8 protein-coding genes are annotated in these 21,812 nt (G+C 55.6%); 2 read left to right on the top strand and 6 right to left on the bottom strand.

Going from position 1 to position 21,812, the window contains the following annotated elements:
* Positions 1-33: 33 nt before the first annotated feature.
* Positions 34-7,929: a hypothetical protein gene (locus tag RIB44_18630; GenBank protein MEQ8618594.1), complete on the bottom strand. Its 7,896-nt coding sequence runs from the start codon at positions 7,927-7,929 to the stop codon at positions 34-36.
* Positions 7,930-8,016: 87 nt separating this feature from the next.
* Positions 8,017-13,725 carry a protein kinase gene (locus RIB44_18625; protein MEQ8618593.1) on the bottom strand — a complete coding sequence of 1,903 codons (5,709 nt, stop codon included), beginning with the start codon at positions 13,723-13,725 and terminating at the stop codon, positions 8,017-8,019.
* A gap of 716 nt (positions 13,726-14,441) precedes the next feature.
* Here RIB44_18625 and RIB44_18620 point away from each other — a divergent pair.
* Entirely contained in the window at positions 14,442-15,791 is a 1,350-nt protein-coding gene (locus RIB44_18620; GenBank protein MEQ8618592.1) for a PQQ-binding-like beta-propeller repeat protein, read from the top strand.
* Positions 15,792-15,824: 33 nt separating this feature from the next.
* On the opposite strand, the gene RIB44_18615 is transcribed toward RIB44_18620, so the two are convergent.
* On the bottom strand, positions 15,825-17,129 hold the full coding sequence (locus tag RIB44_18615) for an ATP-dependent 6-phosphofructokinase (GenBank protein MEQ8618591.1): 1,305 nt from the start codon (positions 17,127-17,129) through the stop codon (positions 15,825-15,827).
* 93 nt (positions 17,130-17,222) lie between these two features.
* The gene (locus RIB44_18610; GenBank protein MEQ8618590.1) at positions 17,223-18,233 is read right to left on the bottom strand and encodes an NAD-dependent epimerase/dehydratase family protein; all 1,011 of its coding nucleotides are present in this window, start codon (positions 18,231-18,233) and stop codon (positions 17,223-17,225) included.
* 207 nt (positions 18,234-18,440) lie between these two features.
* On the opposite strand from RIB44_18610, the gene RIB44_18605 reads away from it, so the two are divergent.
* Positions 18,441-19,613 (top strand): N-acetyltransferase, encoded by a 1,173-nt coding sequence (locus RIB44_18605; GenBank protein ID MEQ8618589.1) that lies wholly within the window; start codon positions 18,441-18,443, stop codon positions 19,611-19,613.
* Between the two features lie 50 nt (positions 19,614-19,663).
* Here the strand turns inward: RIB44_18605 and RIB44_18600 are convergent, their stop codons facing one another.
* Together RIB44_18600 and RIB44_18595 are read right to left on the bottom strand one after the other, a co-directional pair.
* The gene (locus RIB44_18600; GenBank protein MEQ8618588.1) at positions 19,664-20,116 is read right to left on the bottom strand and encodes a ferritin-like domain-containing protein; all 453 of its coding nucleotides are present in this window, start codon (positions 20,114-20,116) and stop codon (positions 19,664-19,666) included.
* Positions 20,117-20,282: 166 nt separating this feature from the next.
* A complete protein-coding gene (locus RIB44_18595) occupies positions 20,283-21,671 on the bottom strand; it encodes an aspartate aminotransferase family protein (GenBank protein MEQ8618587.1) in 1,389 nt (462 codons plus the stop codon).
* Between the last annotated feature and the right edge of the window lie 141 nt (positions 21,672-21,812).

Genomic DNA, 21,812 nt, shown 5'->3' with positions numbered 1-21,812 from the left:
CATCGCTACAGCCCGCCTCGACGACGCCAGTTCTTACCGCCGCCAACTCTTAAACACCTGACGGGTCCAAGCTTCCCGCCACTGTTTCCCACGCTCGCTCCCTTGATACTTAGCCATCACCAATGAACCGGCAACGAGCGAAGCCGCCGTCGAAAAGTTCTCCAGTCGCTCGCGTGATTGTGAATCACCTGCCTCTGTATCTAGCAAAACCGCTCCTCGCACTCTTTCTTGCTCATTCATCGCGCGGCGATTGTCCAACTGCTCAATCGCCCGACGATGTCGCTCGCGGCTTGTTTCATTCGCAACCTGGCTGTCGACCGTTTTTCGATCCGTCTGGTTTGTCGAACCGTCTGAATCCGCGTTCGGTCGATCCGCTCCCCAAAGACTCCAAGCATCCGTCCACGAATCCTCTGCAGCAGCATCGGGAAGCGACATCTGAGCTTCGTTAGGATTCGCTCCTGGACGCATGGTCGAGCTGTTCAGGTCGAAGCCCGGCACGGGGACTTGATCCTCGATGTCCGGCTGGCCGTCGCCCGATTGGTCGGCGGTTTTCTTGAACCGAATCTCTTCGACCTCACCACCCTCGGTGCGTTGCACCTTGATGACGTAATCGCCCAGTGGGAAATCGATCAGGTTGCCGTCGCGGACGGTTGCCTTAATGTCCTGAATGAACGATTCCGTCACGCCGTCGGGCCAAGTTTCACTATCAATCTCATCCAGCTCTTCGTCTTCACCTAAGTACCCGTACTTGACTAGCCCCTCCTGTGGATCAACCACACGCGGCGGATCGAAATCTGTCTTCTCAAGCGCGAAGGGCCGATCTTCAGAGACAATGATCACCGGCGTGTAGATCGGCGGTGTCAGTGGGATGAAAACCTGCTGGAAATCGGGAGGCACGCCGATGATTCGCTGCACCGGAGAAACAAAATTGTCATCTCGCGCCGGGCGGACAGCCGTATCAGGAATTCCATCACCGTTGCTATCCACCGGCTCGCTTTCATCTTCGGTGGAAATCGCCCGATTCAGATTGCGTTCACCGCCGCGTTCGAAAAGATTAATGCTCGACGCGTTGAACAACCGGATTTCGGTCGGCAATCGAGGGAAGTTCGGATTCGCTGCCTCCCCGACGAAGAACGACTCTTGAAACACGTGTTCAAAGTCAGCGTTCTCCGTGCTGGTGAACTCGGTTGCTTCCAAATCGCGAACAATAAAATTGCCGCTGTCGTCGAGCACAGGATTGCCTGCCGCGTCCTTCTCGAGACTCGCCAGGAAAAGATTCTCGCGCTCGCCCACGATATCCAGATCGATCCGATTGCGCGGGCCCGGCTCTGGGACAAAACCATTCACCTCGTCGGCCCACAAGACATCGCCGAAGAGTCCCTTCTCCCCGGCAGTGCCCACATCAATCTGCACACGTTGCAGGATCCTACCGTCGGGGTTGCGGCCGACTTCCATCGAAGTGGGTGCTCCGAAACCCGACTCTGGGGCAGTGATCACGAAACGAGGTCCCGCTTTTTCATCGTCCCCTTCGAGCCGTCCATCGAATGTTTGGAAAGGAGTGTGAACATCCTTAACGACACCGACCTCGGAGCCCGCTGCATCGACGCTCACCAACTTCGTACCCGGGTCGATCGTCAAGTCTTCGGACGAAACCGCGGTAAACACGGAGTCAGAATGCACCATCACCGCAATGTCTTGCGAGTTCGCACCGACGGCCGAGAAGAAAATATCCTTACTGCCCCCCAAGTAAGCGTTACCGGCCAGTGTTTGCACGCCTTGTAGACTCTGTACCGAACTAGTGGCCGGATCGAACAGGCGATCTCCAATGTTGAGTTCGAGCTCGTTCTTGCCAACAAACAGGGCGTACTGGCTGCCTACCTCGCGATCTCCGATCTCGCCGGTCGCTTTCTGCTCCGCCGGTTGAAGGGCGATTTCCGGATCGCTCACCTCGGGACGTCCAATCGTGGTGGCATCCAATGCTACTAGCACTTCGGCAATGTTCGGCAGCCCAACCGTCGCCAAATCGTGAGTTCCCCCAGCGTGCAAAGCGAGGTCGACAAACGAAGTGTTGCGCAGGATCACCGCGCCTTGCTTCGCATCAAACGCGGCCTGAGTCGCCGTCAGTAAGCTGTTCGCCGCAATCGGTGTCGCGTCGCCCGGTTGCCGAATGTCTTGCAGAATGTCGCCCGTTTCGCTGGCGACGTAGAGATTCGCATCAACCAAGACTTCCTCCAGCGTGAGTCCATTCTGCTCGACGAGCGAAACGTTCGTCGTTAGGCTCGGGATCTCCAGCCGATTCAAGTCGAGCCTGGCTCCTTGGTCGCCCAGAAAGATATTCGCCGGCGTGATCGGAATGAGCGTCGCCAGCGAGTCCACCGTCAACGCGGCTGACGAATCGTCGGTAATCGAGCCGCGTGACCAGAGGTGCAACAAACCGGCCTGACTGGTTCTGGCGAATATCGTGCTATCGTCCTCTTCGATCGTCACGTCCCCGGCGGCCCGAACCTGCAAGGTCCCTGCCTCAAATTGACCGGCGTTGCCGATCGAGATCGAGCTTCCGTCGAAAGCGGCATGGGAACCGACAGTCAACTCGTCAAATGCATTCTCATTCAGCCCTATAGCCGCACCTGCAACGAAGCTGGCATCGGTTACCACATGAACCGTCGTCGCCGGATTGTCCGTGATACCAGCGTCGGATCGCAACTCCAGGCGACCGGCTGTGTTGGCAGCCGTTAACAACATGCCATCCGGGTCTTGCCCAGGGACGGCATCCTCACTAATGCGGACCGTGCCGCCAGTGCTAACACCGTCACCGCTTTCAAAGGTGAGCGTCCCAAATGCCGTCTCGGCGAGCGCATCGCTACTGCCGATTGAGCCAACCTGAATATCTTGATTCCCGGTGGACTCGAATTTCGCGTTACCTTTGACCAAGAGTTTATTGTCTGAGGTATTCGCTTCAGCTAGGGTAATTATCCCACCAGCTTGGAAGTGTGCGGTCGTTTCAACTCGGATGTCAGAACTGCCAAGCAGATTCACCGCAGCATCGGTGATTTCCGCCATGGCATTCACTTGGAGCTGATTGACGCTCATGCTGTCCAGCTCGATTCGGCGATTCGCCTCGGTCGTGCTGAGCGTTACATTGCCGCCCCGATTCACTTCATCGGCGACACCATCTTCAGCAAAGTCTCCAAGAACGATCGTCAAGTTGTGATCTTCCGCGATGCGGACACGTCCGGAGATCGTTTCAAAGCTGGTTCCTTCAAGGTAGAGGTACCCATCGGCAGCCGTCCCGTCGGCGAGGACCCCCACATCAATCGTTCCGCCCGAGTTCGAAACAAACATCGTGTGCTCAAAGCTCGAAAACGTGTTGGAACCTCCGTGATGATCCACAAGGGTGATATTGTTCTGGGCACGGAACTCCGCGGTCCCCAGTGGGGCGGCACCGTTGGCAACCAGCAGATCCATGTCCGCGGCATCCTCGATATTCTCACCCGAGCGCAGCAACAGTTCTCCCGCGTTGTTCGCTCCTTCCAGCAACATCCCCGTGCTTACCGCGTCGTCACCGGCAACAACATCCTCACTGATTCGGACCAGACCTGAGAAGCTGTTGAAGTTGAGCGACCCAAAAGCCGTCTGAGACGCCGCATCTCTCCCGTCTGCGGAAGTCCCCGAAGTATTCACCCCCACATCAATCCTGCCACCGATCGACGTAGCGAATCGAGCATTGCCACCGACGACCAGTAAGTTGCCCGCACTCTCTTGATCCGTGAGGATGATGCTCGTGTTAGGGACACGAGAAAACTCCACCCCGGCGACAAACTCTGCATCGTTGACCACGCGCGTTTGAGTGTCATTCTCGTCGGAGATGTCTGCTGCAGAACGGAGGATCAACGACCCCGCCATGTTGTCGCCCGCGAGGTCAGACGAGTCGTCTTCACTGATTCTTACATCCCCCCCCGTGACCATTCCGTCACCGGTTCGGAATGTCAGCGAGCCAAAGCGCGTTTCCGCGTTGGCATCGCGCGAGTCACCCCGATGCCCGACGTCGATCGTTCCGCTCGCCGCCGCTTGGAACAGGGCGTTTCCACCGACGACAAGCCGGTTAGGTGTCCCAACGGTATCGTTTCGCGCTAGGTCAATACTGCCGGTGGTTGCAATGAACATACTTGAGTCGCGAACGTCGATGTTCGCTCTCGAGTCATTCGTGATGTCGTTCGTGAGAGCAGTTACCGAAAGATCGCCGACGACGATGCTGCGAAGATCGTCGCGGAAATTGACTCCCACCGTGTTGACTAACACGGCATCACCACCGTCGGTCGTCACGGCCAAATCGCCAGTGCCGCTCGCTGACGTATCGATCACGAGATCTGGCAGATGGATACTCCGCTCACCCGCAGCATCTTGGCCCTCAATGGCGTGGAACTGAGCGAATCGACCAACACGAACCGCTGCCGTACTCCCAATCGCCAGGCCCATTGGGTTGGTCGTCACGTCAGGGCTGCGCCCCCCAATGACCACTAGATCGCGAGCAATATCAACAGCCGTTCCATCAGGTACCGCATTGGTATCCTCGAAAACGACCGCCGTTTCGTCGAAGAGTGTCAGATCCTGAATCTGTCCAAGCGTACTCGTCTCGAACACAAGCTGCGACTCAAGCCCTGAGTTGTCATTAAAGAAACGGTTGTCGGTCGTCGCTCGATGACTCGGGTCGTCAAGCTCTGCTGTCGAGGTCCCGATATCTGCCAGAAGAATCGAAGCCCCGGCAGGCACCGTGAACTTCGCCTGCACAACATCGACATCGACTTTCGCCCGCATCGCCGGGTCGGCGATGATCTCCTGATCGAGGGTCCCACGAGCGGTGAGGTCGAGGTTCAGTCCGTCGAAACTTCCTTGATCAAGAATAGTGATTCCAGCAATGGTCTCCTGGGACGCCGGTGCGTTCGGGCCATTGAACGTGAGCGTACTGATCGTCAACGCCAAGTCCGCTGCGAAGACAAGGCTTCCATCGGTAATATTGGCGGCTACCAAGGGCACACGATTCGCTTCGGGTAGCGTCACATCACCACCGGCAGTCAGCAAAAGTTCGGCCGCATGCACCAAAATGCCCGCGTCCTGGTCGATCGTCTCGTCGGCTTCTAGGAAGACCCGTTCTCCCTCAACCGCCTGCTCAAGCCGCAACGTGCGATCCCCCATTGGGCCATTTGCTTCCAGCTTCACTTCGCGATCGGTTGGCGGGGTCAACACCGGCGTGACGAAGCCATCGGTCGTGTCGCCATCGGAGCTAACACCCGTGACGGTCATCCGGTCGACAACCGCCGGTCCAGTGACGATCGTCACTTGACCCACAACCAAATCGGTGATCGTGCGGAAGTAGAGACTGTCATCAACGTCGGCGGCGATCTCCTCAACTTGATTGTCCTGCTGCAGAATCACGTCACCGCCGCTCATCACGAGCAGTTCAGGCGTAATGACAACTCCCGCGGCGTTCTGTGTGATATCGTGGGTTGTTGCGACTCCCGCAACAAGCCCCACTTGGCCAGCCGTGACGGAGGCTTGTAAGTCTAGGCTTCCAGCCGTGATAACTTTCGCGAAGCCACTGGCAGTGATCCCATTGACTGTCATGCCGTCGATCGTATCGCTCACTACATTCAGATCGGCTGTTGAATTGACCAGCACGTTCCCAGTCGTCGACTGTGCGGCAAAGTTCTCAACATGATTCGCTAGTTCGAGGGTAATCGAATCGCCAGAATCCACCAGCAATGTCGAAGCAATAACGATGCCTGGACTCACTTGATCGACCGAAGTCCCTGCCATCAGGAAAACTTCATCGGCTTCGATCGCTTGGTTGAGAGTGATGGCATCGGCCGAGATGAGCTTTACCTCAGCACTTCGATTCGCTGGGCCGAAGTTCGCATTAGCGTCCGCAGAGATCCCGGCAACTTGCATTCCGTCAACGGCAACGTCACCAACGGTCAGATTGGTTGCCGAGCGAAACCGCAAGGCACCATCAACATCACCGGCGACTTCCGCGACAACATTATCAGCCTGTTCAAGCAGCACATCAGTTTCCGCCATGACCAAGAGGCCGTCACTGAAGAGATTCGTGCCCGTCGTCAAAATACCTTGGGAAGTCTGCGCGATACTGCTTCCAGAAACCAAACCAACTCGATTCGCCTGGATCGCGTTCTCGACTAACAAATCTTGATCGGTCCCCTCGACCGTCAGCTTCACCTCGCCGACGAGCGTTGAAGTGCCATCGTTCGCATCGAAATCAGCCGAGATGCCGGTGATCATCATCCCGTCGACCGTGACGCTTCCGATGGTCGTAGTCACGACGCTCCGTAGACGGAAGGCACTCGTGCCGCTGTTCAAGGCCGTCCCCACGTTGGCCGCTACTTTTTCCACGGCATTATCTGCCACGTCGAGCAGGGCTGAATCATCCGCCATCACCAGCAGCTCGGGCGTGGTGACGATACCGTTTGCGTCTTGGGTAATACTCGTCCCAGCAATTAGTCCGACCTGGGCACCGCTCACAGGCGATTGAAGAGCAATCGCATCGTCGCTGGCAAGCTTGGCAAAATCACTCGCACGCACACCTAAGTCATTGACGAGAATCTCACCCGCAGCCGTGACGTGAATCGAGCCATCCGCCGTCTCCAAATCATCCAGGGTAAGAGCACCCAATCCCCTCAGTCCCAAATCTCCCTGTTCTGTGGACGATGCCGTCACGATGGCGCTGGGCGAAAGTTCAATCTTTCCGTCGGCAGAGCCACCAGGCCCGGCACCGGCAATGTGATTCTTCGCGACCAGGTGAATGCGAACCGCACTCAAATCCTGCACAGGAGCTGCTTCGTCGTTGGCCAGCTCAAGAATCGATCCGTCGAGCGACACAAGTGACAACTCATTGCCAACGGTCACTTCGCCAAGCTGTAAATCGCCAGATCGGGTCGTGATCGACAGGTTGATCGACGCGTCGATTTCATTGACGATCAGATCATCGCCACTGTCAGAAACATCGAAAACAAAGTTGGGGTCGCCGGAAACATTTAAGTGGTATTCGTCAACCCCACCACTGGGATCAACGTCAACAGTAACTTCGGTGAGGTCGTTGTCGCTGACCACGGTGAAACTTCCGCCCGTGACCAGTTCGATCGAACCAATCTGCACGTTTGCTAAAGCACCTTGCGAAGGATCAGCCGCGCCGTCCTCAACACCGACGCGAATGTCGCCATTGCTTGATGCAAATCTCGCGGTTCCGCCGACGATCAACTCGTTGGCAGCGCTATTCTCATTTGCCAGCGTTACATTGTCAGTCGCAGAGAAACGGGCATCGCCTGTAACCTGAATCCCCGCATCCGTCGCGTCGGTGAGGTTCAACACGTTCTCGACCGTCAGATCGCCGACAAGCGTTAGCGACGAAAGTTCAAGATCGCCTCCGTCCCCGTCCAGCGTGAGCGTATCGAAGCCCATCGGCGCAAGCCCTGTCTGACTCACGGGGCCGACGCCCTGCAACTCCAACGTCTCGCCAGCGAAATTCGGATCGTCAAGCAACACGCCAAAATCGACGGCACTGCCCGCATCATTGACCAGCATCGCCAACACCTCGTCGGGGGCAACCGTCAGCGTGTCAGTTCCTTCGCCAGTGAAACTATTGGCGTCGCTCCCTGCAGCTTCGCTCCAGACGCCATCGGAAAGCGTAAAGGTGTAGTCCCCACTGCCATCGCTGGCGATCGTCAAGTCGTTGACGTTGTTCTGGAAGTTCTCCAGCGTCAGCGTCGAGCCATCCAATGCAAACTCGGCATTGAGAACACGCCGTTGCTCAAGTCGACGAATCGAAGGTCGTGCCTGAAACCGACGCGCATAGCTTTCCGCTTCTGCCTGACGAAAGGCCTTCAGCGATCTCCGGAGTTTGTCGCTAATGTTCCACATAGGGAAGTTCAACTTCAGGCAAAAGGTGGACTCAACGGAGTGTTATTCAAGGGAACGCCCACTACTGTGTTGCTAGGCAATCGCTGGCTATCTGTCAATTTTCTGGTCAAACGGTTCCAATAAAATCGCTGGGAAACTCGCCGTAGAAAACGCCTTCTTGGTAGACCCCGTCCTCGAAGAGACCGACGTTAGGTCCAAGTCACCGGGTTCTGCTTCCGCACCGCCATCAGGTTGCTGCGTGGGCCAAATCTTAGCCTCGCCGCGCCGGCTGGTGCTCATCAAATGTTTTCCGTCGGCGGAGAATTCCACCGAAAGCACTTCTTGGGAATGGCCCCGCCACCGAAAGAGTTCGCGCAAGCTAAACAGATCTGAACCGTCCTCCTCAGCATCCTCGCCAAAAGCCTGATCCGCCTGCTGCAGCTCGGCCTCAACGCTCTCGGGCCAATTTACTTGCATGACACTCAAGCTGCCGAAGGCATCGCCAACAATCAGACGACGATTCGGCTGGCCGAACAGTGCCCCACTGAAAGCCATCGCAGAAACGTCGGGCAGCTCTAGCTCGGAATCGTTCCGCTTGGCGAAGTAAGGCTTCTGCCAGGTTGCTCCATCTTTCGGATCGATTCGCCACAGGGCAATATCGCGGCCCGTCTTGCTGTGTTGAAGATAGCAAGCCACCGCTTGCCCGTCGCGCGACATCCTCACGCTCTTGGCAGCCCTCTCTTCGTTCACTGGTTCCCCGGGAAGCCACTCAAGCTGTCCGCCCAAACCTTGGCCGACCATTACCCGCCCGTCGCCAAACAGCACGGCCAGATTCGTGACGGAACAATCCGCGTCGACAACGTAGCTGCCCTCGAGTTGAACCGACTGCGAAGTCCCCGCTTCGATATCCAGAATGGCAGCCTCGCCCAGCACATCTACGACAACGGCAAACTTGCCACTGGGAGAAATCGATGCCGCGCTCAAATTGTAAATGTCCGGAGCAAACATCTGCCGCTCCAGTCGCGGCCGTTCAGTATCAGCACGATCCCAAACATAAAGGACCCCATTCTCCGCCACCGAAACAACCCGACGCCCCCCGTCTAAAATCTGAGTACCCAGGACGGCACTGCCCGAGGTCATCCGCGCGAGCTCCTGTTGGTTGGCAAGGTCCCAGACGTGGGCAGCATACTTCCCGTTGTGGTTGATACCGTAGGTCAGCAAACGATCTTCGTCGAGCAACGCCAGCGCACTCGGATTGGTTCTGGCGATCGTTTGCGATAGCGGGTGCACTTCGGACAACGCCAAGTCATCTTGCCAAATCTCCAGAGAGGTCTCCTGCTCAGCATCACGTAGATCCTCACGTATTCCCTCAGGCCGTTTGGTCAGGGTTACCACGGTTTTTCCACTAGGGGAGATTGCCGCGCTGAGAAAGCGTCCCTGAACGGATCGCAAACTCTCCAAACTGTCTTGCTCAAGTTGAACGAGTGTCAAGTCAGACCCCGCGGCCCCAGGTTCCAACCCGCTAGGGTGCGCTGCCACGATCGCGCGGTTCGCATCGTCTCCTTTGGCAACGTCCAAAAGAAACGAAGCACCGTCGGTCAGGTCGAGTTTCGTGACACTTCGGCCCGCCTTGAGGTCAGACATCACCAGTCGACCCAACTGCTGCGACTCAATCTGTGTGGTGACCTGTTTATCTTGAACCGTCAGCAGCCGATCCCCCTGCGGGGTAAACGCCGCACCGATCATGTTCTTGGGCAGATACTTCTCTGTCATCTGACTCTCGCCCTCAACGGCGACCAGCTTTCCGCGTTGGTTGGTCATGCCGAGAAACAACTCTCGCGAACCGGGAACGAATGCAGCAGTACGGGCGTTCTCTTTGGACGACTCGCGGAAACTGCGGATCATGAGTTCAGGCTGCCCGACGACACGAAGATAATCGACCCGCTGCGGTTCGACGCGCTGGCCGATCACCATCAGCGGGAGATCAGAGCTCGCGTCAAAGTACTCTCCGGCATTCACGGTTTGTTCATGCAAACATCGACCCGTAGCGAGTTCCCAAATGGCCAGTGAAGCGGGTTGCGACTCCCCTTTGACAGGTTTCTTCGTCAGATAAGTCACCAGCCCCTCGCCCCCGCCACCAGGCAAAGGCATGACGCGGGCGTGGAAGGAAATCCCTTGTCCGGTGAGGGCCGGATGTCCAACTCGCAAAGCCTGTCCTGACATCGCTTTGCCGACACCCGCGCGACTGGGACCATGCCAGAGCTTCACACTGCCGTCTCGTCCTGCCGTCGACACCATGTTGGCCTGGGCGTCAAAGGTTGCTTGCGGGCAAGGGGCACGATTATCCGTCGCCGCGATCTCGATCTGGTCGAAATAGCTCTGATAGTCCCAGATCTTCGTCTTCCCTTTATTGTCCAAGGAGAGAATCGACTTCTCATCCAGGAAGAGGCACTGCACGATAGGCCCCTCGTGGCCACGTAGATAAGGCGTCGTCTCGAGAGGAGTCCAGCTTAGTCCGCTTTCTTTCGATGTGCTGCCTGGCTCTCCGGCAGTTGAATCCCGCTGCCAAATCTTCAGGAGGTTGTCCCGCGAACCACTGACAAGGCTCGCCCCATCAGGACTGAAAGCGATCGCGTTGACGGCCCGCTCGTGGCCCTCAAGCTGATAAGGCTCGATCTCGTCGTGGCTCCAATTCCAAAAGCGAACGACCCCACGCTCATCCGAGAAAACAACGATCTCAGGGTCGTTTGGTGGAAAAGTCACGCGATGGTACTCGCCACTTGGCGACTCGACAGGACTCCCCGCCGATTGATTGCCTTTCAACTTCCAAACGAAAATCTTGCGATGCTTTGCGACATCGGTCTCCGGCACGACAGCGACGGCAGTTCCATTGCTGTTGAACCGAGCCTCCTCCAAGCGGGTCCAGTGCGGTAGTTTCTCGACCACCTGCCACTCACCCGAAGTTGAGCGCTTATAAAGAAGTGCGTGAGGAGCGTAACCGGCAATCAATAGGGTATCGTTTCTCACGGGGTGAAAGTCGACGCTCTTCACCGCCGGAGGCGACTTCGCCAGACTCGTGTCGCCACCTGCTTTCCAGTACTCGCTGGCCGGCATTTGAAACTCTGGCTGGTCGCTCTCTGAGTTGAAGTCAAAGACCATTAAGACGGGTCGACCGCGATCACCACCAGATTGACCGCCTGCGGCAAGTCGGTCGCCTGCCTTCGAAAATGCCAAGCTGTCGACTTTCATCTGCGAAGTTTGCAGGGTTCGCACTTCAACGATTCCTTTGTCCGATCGTCGATAAAGTTGCAAAACGCCCCCACGACGTGCCGCTGCAATCGTCTTTCCGTCCTGCGTGGCGGCAATCGCAGTCACTTCGGCAGGAGCTTCTCCGGCGGCCAGTCCGCGAGGCGACGGAAGGGAGGCAACTTCGGGGTGCGTCAGAAAATGCAGCCGTTCCCATTCCCAGTCACGCAGCTTTCCTAAGATTTCGCTGTTTGCCAAATTATCGAGTTGCACGCGAGGGCGGCTGAACTCGTTCTCGTCGATCAGCGATTTCGTCAACGCGACCTGAGAAATAAACTGGCCCTGGATCGCCGCTTGCTCGCCTCGCTCGGCTCGGAGCTGTTCGCTGATTGCCTTGGCGGTGGCGACTTCTAGTTTTTCATTCTTGTCGATCAGATCAGCCTGCTGCCCGGCGATCGTTGTATTCGCTTTGACAAGCCGCTCTCGCTCTTCGTCTAGCTCAACGTTCTTCTGATTCAAATCAACGATCGTTTCGTCAAGCTGCTCGTTCGTCTCGTTAAGTTTCTCGTTGGTCTCGTTGAGCTGTGAATTCGTTTGCTGGAGCTGTTGGTTCTGCGTCGTAATGGTCCCTTGTTTCTCCGCAATCGTGTTGGCGTCGCTACGAAACTTCAGGCTGGCGGCGGTAGCACCGATTAGCAAAGCAGATAGCAATGCCACGGCGGAACGCCGCGCAACCTTCAGACGCCGAGCCCGCTGGGCACGGTCCTTCTTGCCTTTCTCTAACTTGCTGAGCAGCGCCTGGTTGCGCTCGTCGCTTGCGTCGAGTTGTGCGATGCCAAGCTCGAAGTTCTCAGCCTTCAAAGCCGCTTCTGCGTAGGCGTGTTTCGCTTCATGCAGGCCGGAGTAGGCCCGCGTGTTGTCTGACCAAAGTTCGATCGCGTCTTGGAATCCAAAGACACTTCGCGCATACGATTCCAGCTCGCCCGTCTCACGTGCCTCAGCCAGTTCGTTTTCAGCACGGCTAAGGATTGCCAAACTTTCCGTGTGGGTTTGATACTCTCGCACCGCCTCCTTGAAGGCCTCGACAGTTGGATAGCGCCGGGCGGGGAGCGTTGCCATCGCACGGCGGGCGATGGTGAGTAGCTCGTCCTGAATGTCGGTTTCGACGATATTATTCGCCGCTGCGTGGACCAACACTTGATTGGTACTGTCAGACAAATGATGCGGCGCTTTCCCGACAACGATTTCGAACAGCATCGCACCCAGCAGATAGATGTCGCTATGCGTCCCGAGCGCTTCGGGTGGCCCCGAGGCCATCTCCGGAGCCATGTAAGCCGGCGTGCCCGCCAGGCCGAAGTTCCGTTCGCGATCAAGATGCACCGCGACGCCCCAATCCGCCACGAGAACTTCACCGAAGCTGCCCAGCATGATGTTCTCAGGCTTGAGATCGCGGTGAATCACTTGCTTCGAGTGCGCATAGGCCACAGCATCAGAAACACGCAGCAAGATGTCGAGGTTCTCGGCACGCGTGTTCGTCTTGATTTCCGACTGCCAGCTTTGCCCACGGACCATCTTCATCGAGTAGAAGAGCTGCCCGTCCTGACTGACCCCCAGATCGTGTACGGGGACGATGTTTGGATGATCGAGTACCCCCGTGACCGACGCTTCGGCTAAGAATTTCTTACGGTAACTCGATTTCTTCGCGAGTTCATCCTTCAGTTGCTTAATCGCAACGATGCGCTGCACAGAATTCTGACGCGCGAGAAACACCTGCCCCATGCTGCCTTCAGCCGCATAGCTGATGATCTCGTAGTCGGGATCTTCCGCTTCGGAATTGTCCTTCGACTTGAGCGTCCGCTCAGGCGTGATGGATTCGACTTTGGGCTCGTCGACTTGGTACTTCGACTGGATCGTGATGGTTGGCGTTGTGTCTTCGGCGCTCACCGACATCCAGTGCGTGCCAAGTGCCCGCGCGATTTCGCTCTCCTGATCGATCTGACCTGCTTGCGAATCGAAATCAATCGTTGCATCGCCAGCAGCAGAAGCCGTCCGATGGGACGCATCTTCGTCCGATAGGCTCTCCACCTCTGCAGAAGGTTCCGTGTCACTCTTGACCGTCTCGGCGAGGACTTCTTCCAAGTCGAAGTCACCTTCGTCGGCCTCCTCGGCACCACTCTTGACCGTTGCATTAGGATCCGTCGAGGAGACTGTTGTTCCCAGCTGATCCTGAATCAGCGGCTCCACTGGATCAGAATCGTCTGGGTCGGCAAGTTTTGGGTCGACATCGTCGTTGTAAATGAGCTCCAACACTTCCTGCTCATCGCGTTCCTGATCAACAGAACCATCAATGTCGATCGTTTCTAACGACTCGGCTGTGTCCGCGATATCATCGACGGTCGCATCGGCCCCTTGCTGAACTTCGGACAGATCGATGGTTTCTAAGGTTTCAACGTCACTCTGCTCAGACGCCTTCAATGGGCTGCCTTCCCAGGGCTGATTGCAACTGGAGCAGCGTTGCGCTAGCAGTTCCTCCTGCGTAAGCAATGACTGACATTTTGGGCAGACGAACATGAAAGAAGGTGTCCTCAGTGCTTTGGCGTTCGGTCAGGCCACAAAGAAAGAGCCAAAAATGCGCGGGAAATGCCTGCAAATCGCCAAATTGCATAATAGTTGGGAAGTTCGTGAGAAGGAACAATCGGACAGAGAACGGCCATTTCGCACTCGCCGGAAGAACGGTTCATGCAGGTTTTGAGGCCATTGCACGTTAGGCGAACCAGCCTCAGATACCATCAGCCGCAGGCGTTAGCCCCCGGTTCCCTGAGTAAGGGCAGCCTTCACCTTGGTCTTGGATGCAAGAGCAGAACACTCGAGTCGCGACTTTTTGGCCACTGAACACGCTATAATGAACCCTTTTCAGCAGGCACAGTAGCTTGATCGCGTTGCACTGAGCTTCGCCACCCAAGCCACAGAACAGCATCAATCCGACAGGCTAAATGCCCCAATTCGGACATAACGATCGAGTGCCGAGGATAACTCCCAAAGCAAAAGTCGCTGCTCGTTATCGCTGGTTATTTGCTATAAACTCCAACCACAATGAGACTTACGATCAATCCGCCGCCACCTCTAAGAGCGACTTTTGCACGCTGAAACACGACTTCTGTGCAAAAGTGCAAAAGCAGGCTCAGCGAAAGCGAACCGCTAATTAGAATAGAAAATACCGCGCACGCCCTCAGGCAATTTATCCGCGTGTTGCGTTCGAAGCTCTTGAAAATCGGAACAGAAATCCCATGCCCTCTTCGCAGAACATTTTAGCCCTCCGCTATCTCGCTCTGACCCTTGCTGGGTTTTGCGTCTCGCAAGCCGCCCATGCCCAACTCGGCACCAGCCCCTTGGTCCCGCGAACCGCGGCTGCGCAGGTTGGGCTCGAGCGCGCTTGGTTTGCCCAAATCGGAGCGGATCCTGCGTTCAGTGAAGTCACCGCTTGGACTTTGCATCACGATCGAATTTTTGGCGTCTCGAATACCGGCACAGCTTTCGCGCTCGACACGGAGACCGGCGAACGGCTCTGGATTCGCCAAGTTGGTAAACGGGGCTATCGTGCCTTTGGCCCTGGAGCGAACTCGAAATCGGTCGCTATTGTTAGCGGCTCGAAGATCTACGTCCTTGATCGCGATGACGGACGCATTCTCTTTTCACGCGATCTGGGCAGTGCCCCTGGCGCGGGACCTGCGCTCACTGAGGACTATGCCTTCGTCGTCTTGATGACCGGACGTGTCGAAGGCTATCGACTCGATGATCCGAAAGCACAGCCTTGGTACTACAATTCACGGGGCCGAGCTTTCCTACGGCCCGTCACCACGGGAGGAGTCGTCAGTTGGCCGACCAATGCTGGTCTGCTTTACGTCAGCAGTGCCACAGACCCAGGCCTGCTGTATCGCATTCAAACCAATGACGAAATCATTGCTCCGCCGGCAGAACTCGATGGGAACTTATTCATCGCCTCCTTGGATGGTTACCTCTATTCGATTGACGGGCTTACCGGCAACGAGCAGTGGCGGTTTGCGGCCGGTTGGCCCATCGAGTCGCAGCCAGCAGTGGTTGGCGACATGGCTTTTGTTTCGTCAATCGAACCAGCTATCCACGCCATCGAGACCAGCACCGGCAACGAGCTCTGGGACATCCCAGGAGCGAGCCAGTTCGTTTCCGAAGGAAAGAACCGTGTCTATGCGGCCGATCCCATGGGCAATCTTTTGGTACTCGACATGAAAACGGGGGCAACGCTAGGAACGCTGGCGACGGCAGAGGGGCTTTATCCGCTAGTTAACGATCAGACGGATCGCATTTTCCTGGTCAACAAGCATGGACTCGTCCAATGCCTCCACGAGATTGGTGTCAGTCAGCCGATCGAACATCGCAAGATGAAGACCGCGGCACCGAAGAAAAAAGATGAGGGCGACGAAGACATCTTCGGCGTCAATGAAGATGCTGCGGATGATGAGCCAGCAGAAGGGGGCGGTCTGTTTGACGACGCCGTCGAAGAACCCGATGACCAACCCGCCGTCGAAGACGAACCCGAGGACGAGCCAGCCACGGAACCACAAGGCGATCTCTTCGACGATATTGATTTGTTTGAGTAAGTGAAAAGAATAGGGGTTAAGGAGCAGACCTCATCACCATTTCTCTTGCCCGGTAAGCGCTTGGACGCTGATCCAAAGTTCACCCTCGGGTGAGAGTTGCTTCACGGCTCCAACGCTGACTGAGAGTGGCACATGGATCAGGTGGTTGTGCCACAACCCAACGAACATGTCCGTCTTACCGGCCATGCCCGCGTGAACGGCGGCGCGGGCAAATTGTTCGCACAGCAGACTGTCAACTGGTGCCGCTGGGAGACTGCGGATGTGATAGCTCGGGTCGAAGTACTTCACCCGTACTGGCAATTTCTCCTTCGCGAAAAAATCAATGATTTGCTGCTTCAGGAAAATACCCGAATCATTGAACTTGCGATTCCCTGAAGCGTCGCAGGCGTCGGACTCAGGAAACCAGTGTTGTCCGGCCCCCTCAGCAATAACGACAACCGCATGCTCTCGCGCCGCGAGACGACGTTTGAGTTTTTCGAGAAAGGAGTCAATTTCAACAGGCACTTCAGGGATGAGACAGAAGTTCGCCTCACCACTGGCGACCGTGGCTGCGGCGGCAATATAACCCGCTTCGCGTCCCATCAGTTTGACAAGCCCGACGCCATTGAGGACCGACTTTGCTTCAACGTGCGCACGATCGATCACTTGCTCAGCTTCGGCAACTGCGGTGTAGAAGCCAAATGTTCGATAGCAAAACTTAATGTCGTTGTCGATCGTCTTGGGAACACAAACAATCGCAATGGAAAGTCCGCGTTGCTGGATTTCGGCTGCCATCGCGTGAGCACCGCGTTGCGTCCCATCGCCACCGATGCAAAACAGCAGATTAATCCCTTCGCTTTCGAGAAAGTCCACGGTGACTTTCGGATCTTGATGTCCACGCGAAGTACCGAGAATCGTTCCTCCCTGATGATGAATCGGTCCGACGAAATCACAAGTCAGAGGAATTGGAGGCCGAGCAACCGCAGGGTTGAGACCATGATATCCGTAGCGGATACCAAGTACTTGTTCGACGCCGTAATTGTGAATCAGCTCAAAGGTAAGCGTACGAATGACGTTATTCAGTCCGGGGCAAAGGCCTCCGCAGGTAACGATCGCCGCCTTGACCTCCTTGGGTTCAAAGAACAAGTGCTGACGAGCTCCAGCGCGTTCAAACGCCAAATCGGGAGGCTGTTCTCCCTCCAGAAAACGAGGCTCGTACAACAATCTCGCTTCGTCGGGCGTGAAGTTACCTATTCCGTCGCCAGGTGCGGCCGACATTGGCAAAGGGGATAAAACCTCGCAGCTGCCTAGCGTTGATATCGCTAGTTCTGAAGGATCGTAATTGGGCTGATGAACCATGTCGCTGAAGGCCCTCGGAGTGAAACGCTTACCAGCCCAATTTAGCCGTAGAACGCGCTCCGCGTGAACCGGCGGAAACTATTTACCGGAGGTCTATAACCAACCATGTTCCCGATACCACAAGACTGTCTCAGCAAATCGGTCTTCCAACGGCGCGGCCTGCTGGTATCCGAGTTCGTCACGAATTTTTCGGTCGCTACAAACCCACCCTTTGGAAAGGGCCTCGCGAATCTTGTCGAAATTCAAGAGGCACGCCCTGCGACGGGCACGCCCGACGACCTCTCCGATCCCGCCCGCAATCCAAAATGCAGCGGGCGGCAACGGCAACACGAACGCCGACCAGCCAGCAGCGGCACCCGCCATTTTACCGAAGTCCGCGTAAGAGAGTGCTCGCTCAGCCGCTACGTAGTAGGTTCCCGCCTGACGATCAACCTGACCATTCGCGCCCACCCGTTGTCCCCGCTCTGCGACTTGAATCATGGCTTCGCAAAGATCGCTCACATGAACCAGTGAGACCGGAAATTCTCGAAATCCAGGACGAGGGTGAATCCGCATTGTGCGAATCGAGTTGTAGAGACTCAGTCCGGCCCGATCACCGGGTCCGAAAATGATAGGAGGTCGAATAATCGAAAGAGGCAACTCGCTAGCAAACTGAGCAGCGGCCTGCTCCCCAGCCAACTTACTTCGACCATACTCTGAGACGGGTTCGTCCGGATCCGCTTCTTTGCGTGGTCGCTGAAATGTTCCCGGTCCTCCTGCCGCAAGCGAACTCACTAACAGAAAAGACGGCGGTGACTGTTGTCGAGCACAGACCTCGACAAGCCGCTCAACGCCTCTGACATTGGTATCCTCAAGCTCTTTCGCTTTCAGTGCATTCGTTCGACCAGCAACATGAAAGACATGATCGACCTGAGCAACTGCTTCTTTTAGCCCTTCCCCAGATTCCAAAGAGGAGGTGACAAGTTCGACACCAAGGGTTTCAAGCTGAGTAACATCCGAACTCGGTCGCACGGAACAGCGCACAGCCCATCCCCGCTGAAGCAAATGTTCAACGAGGTTCCTCCCCACAAACCCTGTCGCACCGGTTACTAAGCAGCTTGCCATAGCAAGTTACTAATTCTCTAAAGATCAACCTGATTCGTCCGAGACAATCGCCTCAAACCTCTATTCCCTTGCCACCCAAGCATGAAAAGCCAACCTTCGAAAGTCAAGTGTGAGCCAGCTGCTTGATGCTTGACCCCAGACAAGTGCGCGGTTTACAGTAACGTCTCTCCGCAATTGCTCGTCAGCAGCTCTCACCCGAATCGGCCGATGCCTCACCTTGAAGTCATTCCTGTAGAATCAAGAAGCGATCGGAAACGCTTCTTTAACCTCCCTTGGGATTTATATGCCGATGACGAGAATTGGATACCGCCGATTCGTCTCGTTCAGAAAGAGCTACTGAACTTTAAGAAGCATCCCTTTTACGATACCGCAGAAGTCCGCCATTTTCTTGCCCTCAAGGATGGCAAACCTGCGGGGCGTGTCGCAGCGATTGTGAACCATGCTCACAACGATCGTTACGAGGAAAAACGGGGATTCTTTGGTTTCTTCGAATGTGTTGACGATCAGGAGGTGGCGGGGGGGCTATTTGATGCGGCGCGAGCTTGGTTCGCAGAGCAGGGCATCGAAAAAATCCGGGGGCCGATTAATCCTTCACTCAATTACGAGGTGGGATTATTGATTGATGGTTTTCACGAGCCTCCTTGGTTCATGATGACATACAACAAGCCATACTATCAACGGCTCATTGAAGACTATGGCTTCCGCAAGTCTCAAGACTTGGCCGCCTTTTGGGGCCATGTCGATATGCTGGAAGAAGTGTCGAAGAAGCTGCACTCATTGGGGCATAGTGTCATCGATCGCTTCGAGTTGAAGCTACGCAGGATGAACGTCAAAAATTTCAAGGAAGAGATCAACACGTTTCTTGATATCTACAACAAGTCATTGGTCTCGACCTGGGGATTTGTCCCAATGTCGGATGCCGAGGTACGCAAGCAAGCCGCCGGGATGCGACAGATGATTATCCCGGAACTCACGACCGTTGCAGAAGTCGAAGGCAAACCGATTGGCACAATGTTTGGCTTGCTCGACTACAATCCGCGGATCAAAGAAATGGATGGTAAACTCTTCCCGTTTGGTTTTTTGAAGCTGCTGACCAACCGCAAGGCACTCAAGAAGGTTCGGTTGATCAGCACGAATGTTTTGCCGGAGTACCAAAGCTGGGGCGTTGGCATCGCTTTGGTTTCCAGACTTGTCCCGGATGCTCTCGCTTGGGGTTTAGAACAGGCTGAGTTCTCCTGGGTGCTGGAGAGTAACCACCTCAGCTATCGGACCCTAGCCAAGAGTGGTGCGAAGATTAGCAAGAAGTATCGCATCTTCGACTACGGCCCACCTGACACGACAATCAATGCGAAATTCATGCCTGAGCAGCCAGCCACTTAGCTATGTGCCGGCTACCGCACTTGCTGGGTAGCCAGCATATGGCAGTTCAACTATTGCTCGTATTCTTTCAAGAAACCAAGGAATTCCCGGCGATGCTCCTCCTCGTCAGCGAGGGCGGCAATGCAAAGGTCTTGGGTAACGTAATCCTCGCCATCGCAAATAGCAATTAGCTTTTTGTACTGAGCAATTGCACCCTCTTCGGCATCGATCACTCCCTTAATGACGGAAACAACGTCCGTCGTGTCGTCTAATGGTTGAAGCGTCTTTTGCGCTGCGGCAAAGTCCATACTCCCGGGAACTGTGCCACCAATCGTTTTGATGCGACGGGCAAGAGTTTGAGCGTGTCCAAGCTCCTCTGCGATATCGGCGGAAAGTGCTTTCTTGATTTCTTCCGCTCGGACACCATCAAGGTTGGTTGACTGGGTGATGTAGTTCATGACGGTCTCCATTTCCATCCAGTAGGAAACGGAGAGTTCTTTGATGATTTCTGCTTCTTTCGACATGATAGCTCTCCATGTTTAATGATCGTTCGTTCGGAATTTCATTAACCGCAGAAAAGCCTAGGTTGGCAACGGCATTGCAATCATTGCCTAGCTTCGATTCTTGTTGAGAGCAAGACTCAATTTAAGAATGGACGCCCTGACTCTCAATTAAGGCGTTGAGGAAACATTAGCAATTTAGCTCGCGAGAAACTTCGCCAATCGCTTCACTGATGATCTCCAATCCGCAAAGCAAAGCAGGTTCGTCCATAACGATGGGCGGAGTCAGCCTCAGAATATGGCCTGCTGGCACCAAAGCAACGCCGCGAGAAAATATTCGCTCGTAGACTTGCCGCCCGGCTTCCAGGAATGGCTCTTTGGTTTGGCGATCCTTGACGAACTCAATCCCCATCAGGCAACCGACTGCTCGAACGTCACCGATAATCGGGTGTTGCTGCTTCATCTGCTCCATGCGATTGAGGGCTACTTCGCTTAAGTGCTTGGAGTAAGCAAGCAGTTGTTCTTGCTCGATAGTCCGCGAAACAGCAAGCGCCGCGGCACAGGCGACGGGATTGCCCCCGGTGCTGGTTGAGGCTTTAAGGCCGTCTAAGGCGTCGCGATGTTTTTCATGGACTGCCAAGCAACTAACCGGGAATCCGTTGCCCAGTGACTTTCCGATGACGGCAACATCGGGGGTCGTATCCCAACGATTGAGACAAAGCCACTCGCCAGTCCGCCCCCAGCCGGTGAGCACTTCATCAGCCATCAGGATCAAGTCACGCTCGTCGCAAAATTGCCGTAGCTTTGGAAAGAAGTCATCAGGTGGAATGATCGTACCGGCCCAACCTTGAATGGGCTCAAGGACAATTCCAGCGATACTCTTAGCAGGCCGCTGGTCTAAGTACGTGGCATAGTGCTCCAAGTACGCGTTGGTATCGATCTGACCTTCGTCGGTCATCCAGCAGGGGCGGTAGACATTGGGTCGCGGTAGAAGGTGCGTAGCAACTTCTGCGGGAAACGACTCTTGTTCTGTTCCAGATAGGGATGAGGTTAAAAAGGTTCTCCCGTGATAGTCATCCTGACACGAGAGCAACCCGGCTCGCCCGGTCACCGCACGCATCAACCTCAATGCTGCTTCGATTGCCGTCGCACCAGAATCATAGAACTGAAAGCAGTTCAGTTCGCTTGGCAATAATCTGGCTAGTGTCTCAACCAGCTCAGCTTTGACACGCGTCGAAAAATCATGACAGTTTGAGAGCTGTCGCGTCTGTCGACTAATGGCCTGGGCAACTTTGGGATGTCCATGCCCCAAGGTCGCCACACAGATGCCTGAGGAGAAATCGAGAAAACGATTTCCATCGGCATCAGTAAGAACACAGCCCTCGCCAGACTCGAAGGCAACAGGAAACAGGCGGGTATGGCTGGAGAGTCCGTAGAAATGCTTCGTGCAGCGTTCGTGTATTACCTGGGACTGCTTGCCGGGAACGCTTGCGTGAATGTGCGGTACCCTCAGCAGATCAATCGTCGCCCAACTGCGACTGCAGAATCGATCCTGCGATTTCGTCAACTGAGCGGTCACTTGCTAGCGATCCCTGTTACTTTTGGTGAGCTGACACCATCCTATCACTTTCGTCGCCTGTGAGAACGATGCTAGAATAAGGGACAGGCCGAAGCACTCCAGCTCAAGCCCGACCAGCGTAAAAAACATCAACACATCGAA

This window comes from Lacipirellulaceae bacterium, from assembly GCA_040218535.1.
GTDB lineage: Bacteria > Planctomycetota > Planctomycetia > Pirellulales > Lacipirellulaceae > Adhaeretor.
Note: the sequence above shows the minus strand (reverse complement) of the source record. Positions and strands in the feature narration are given on the sequence as shown.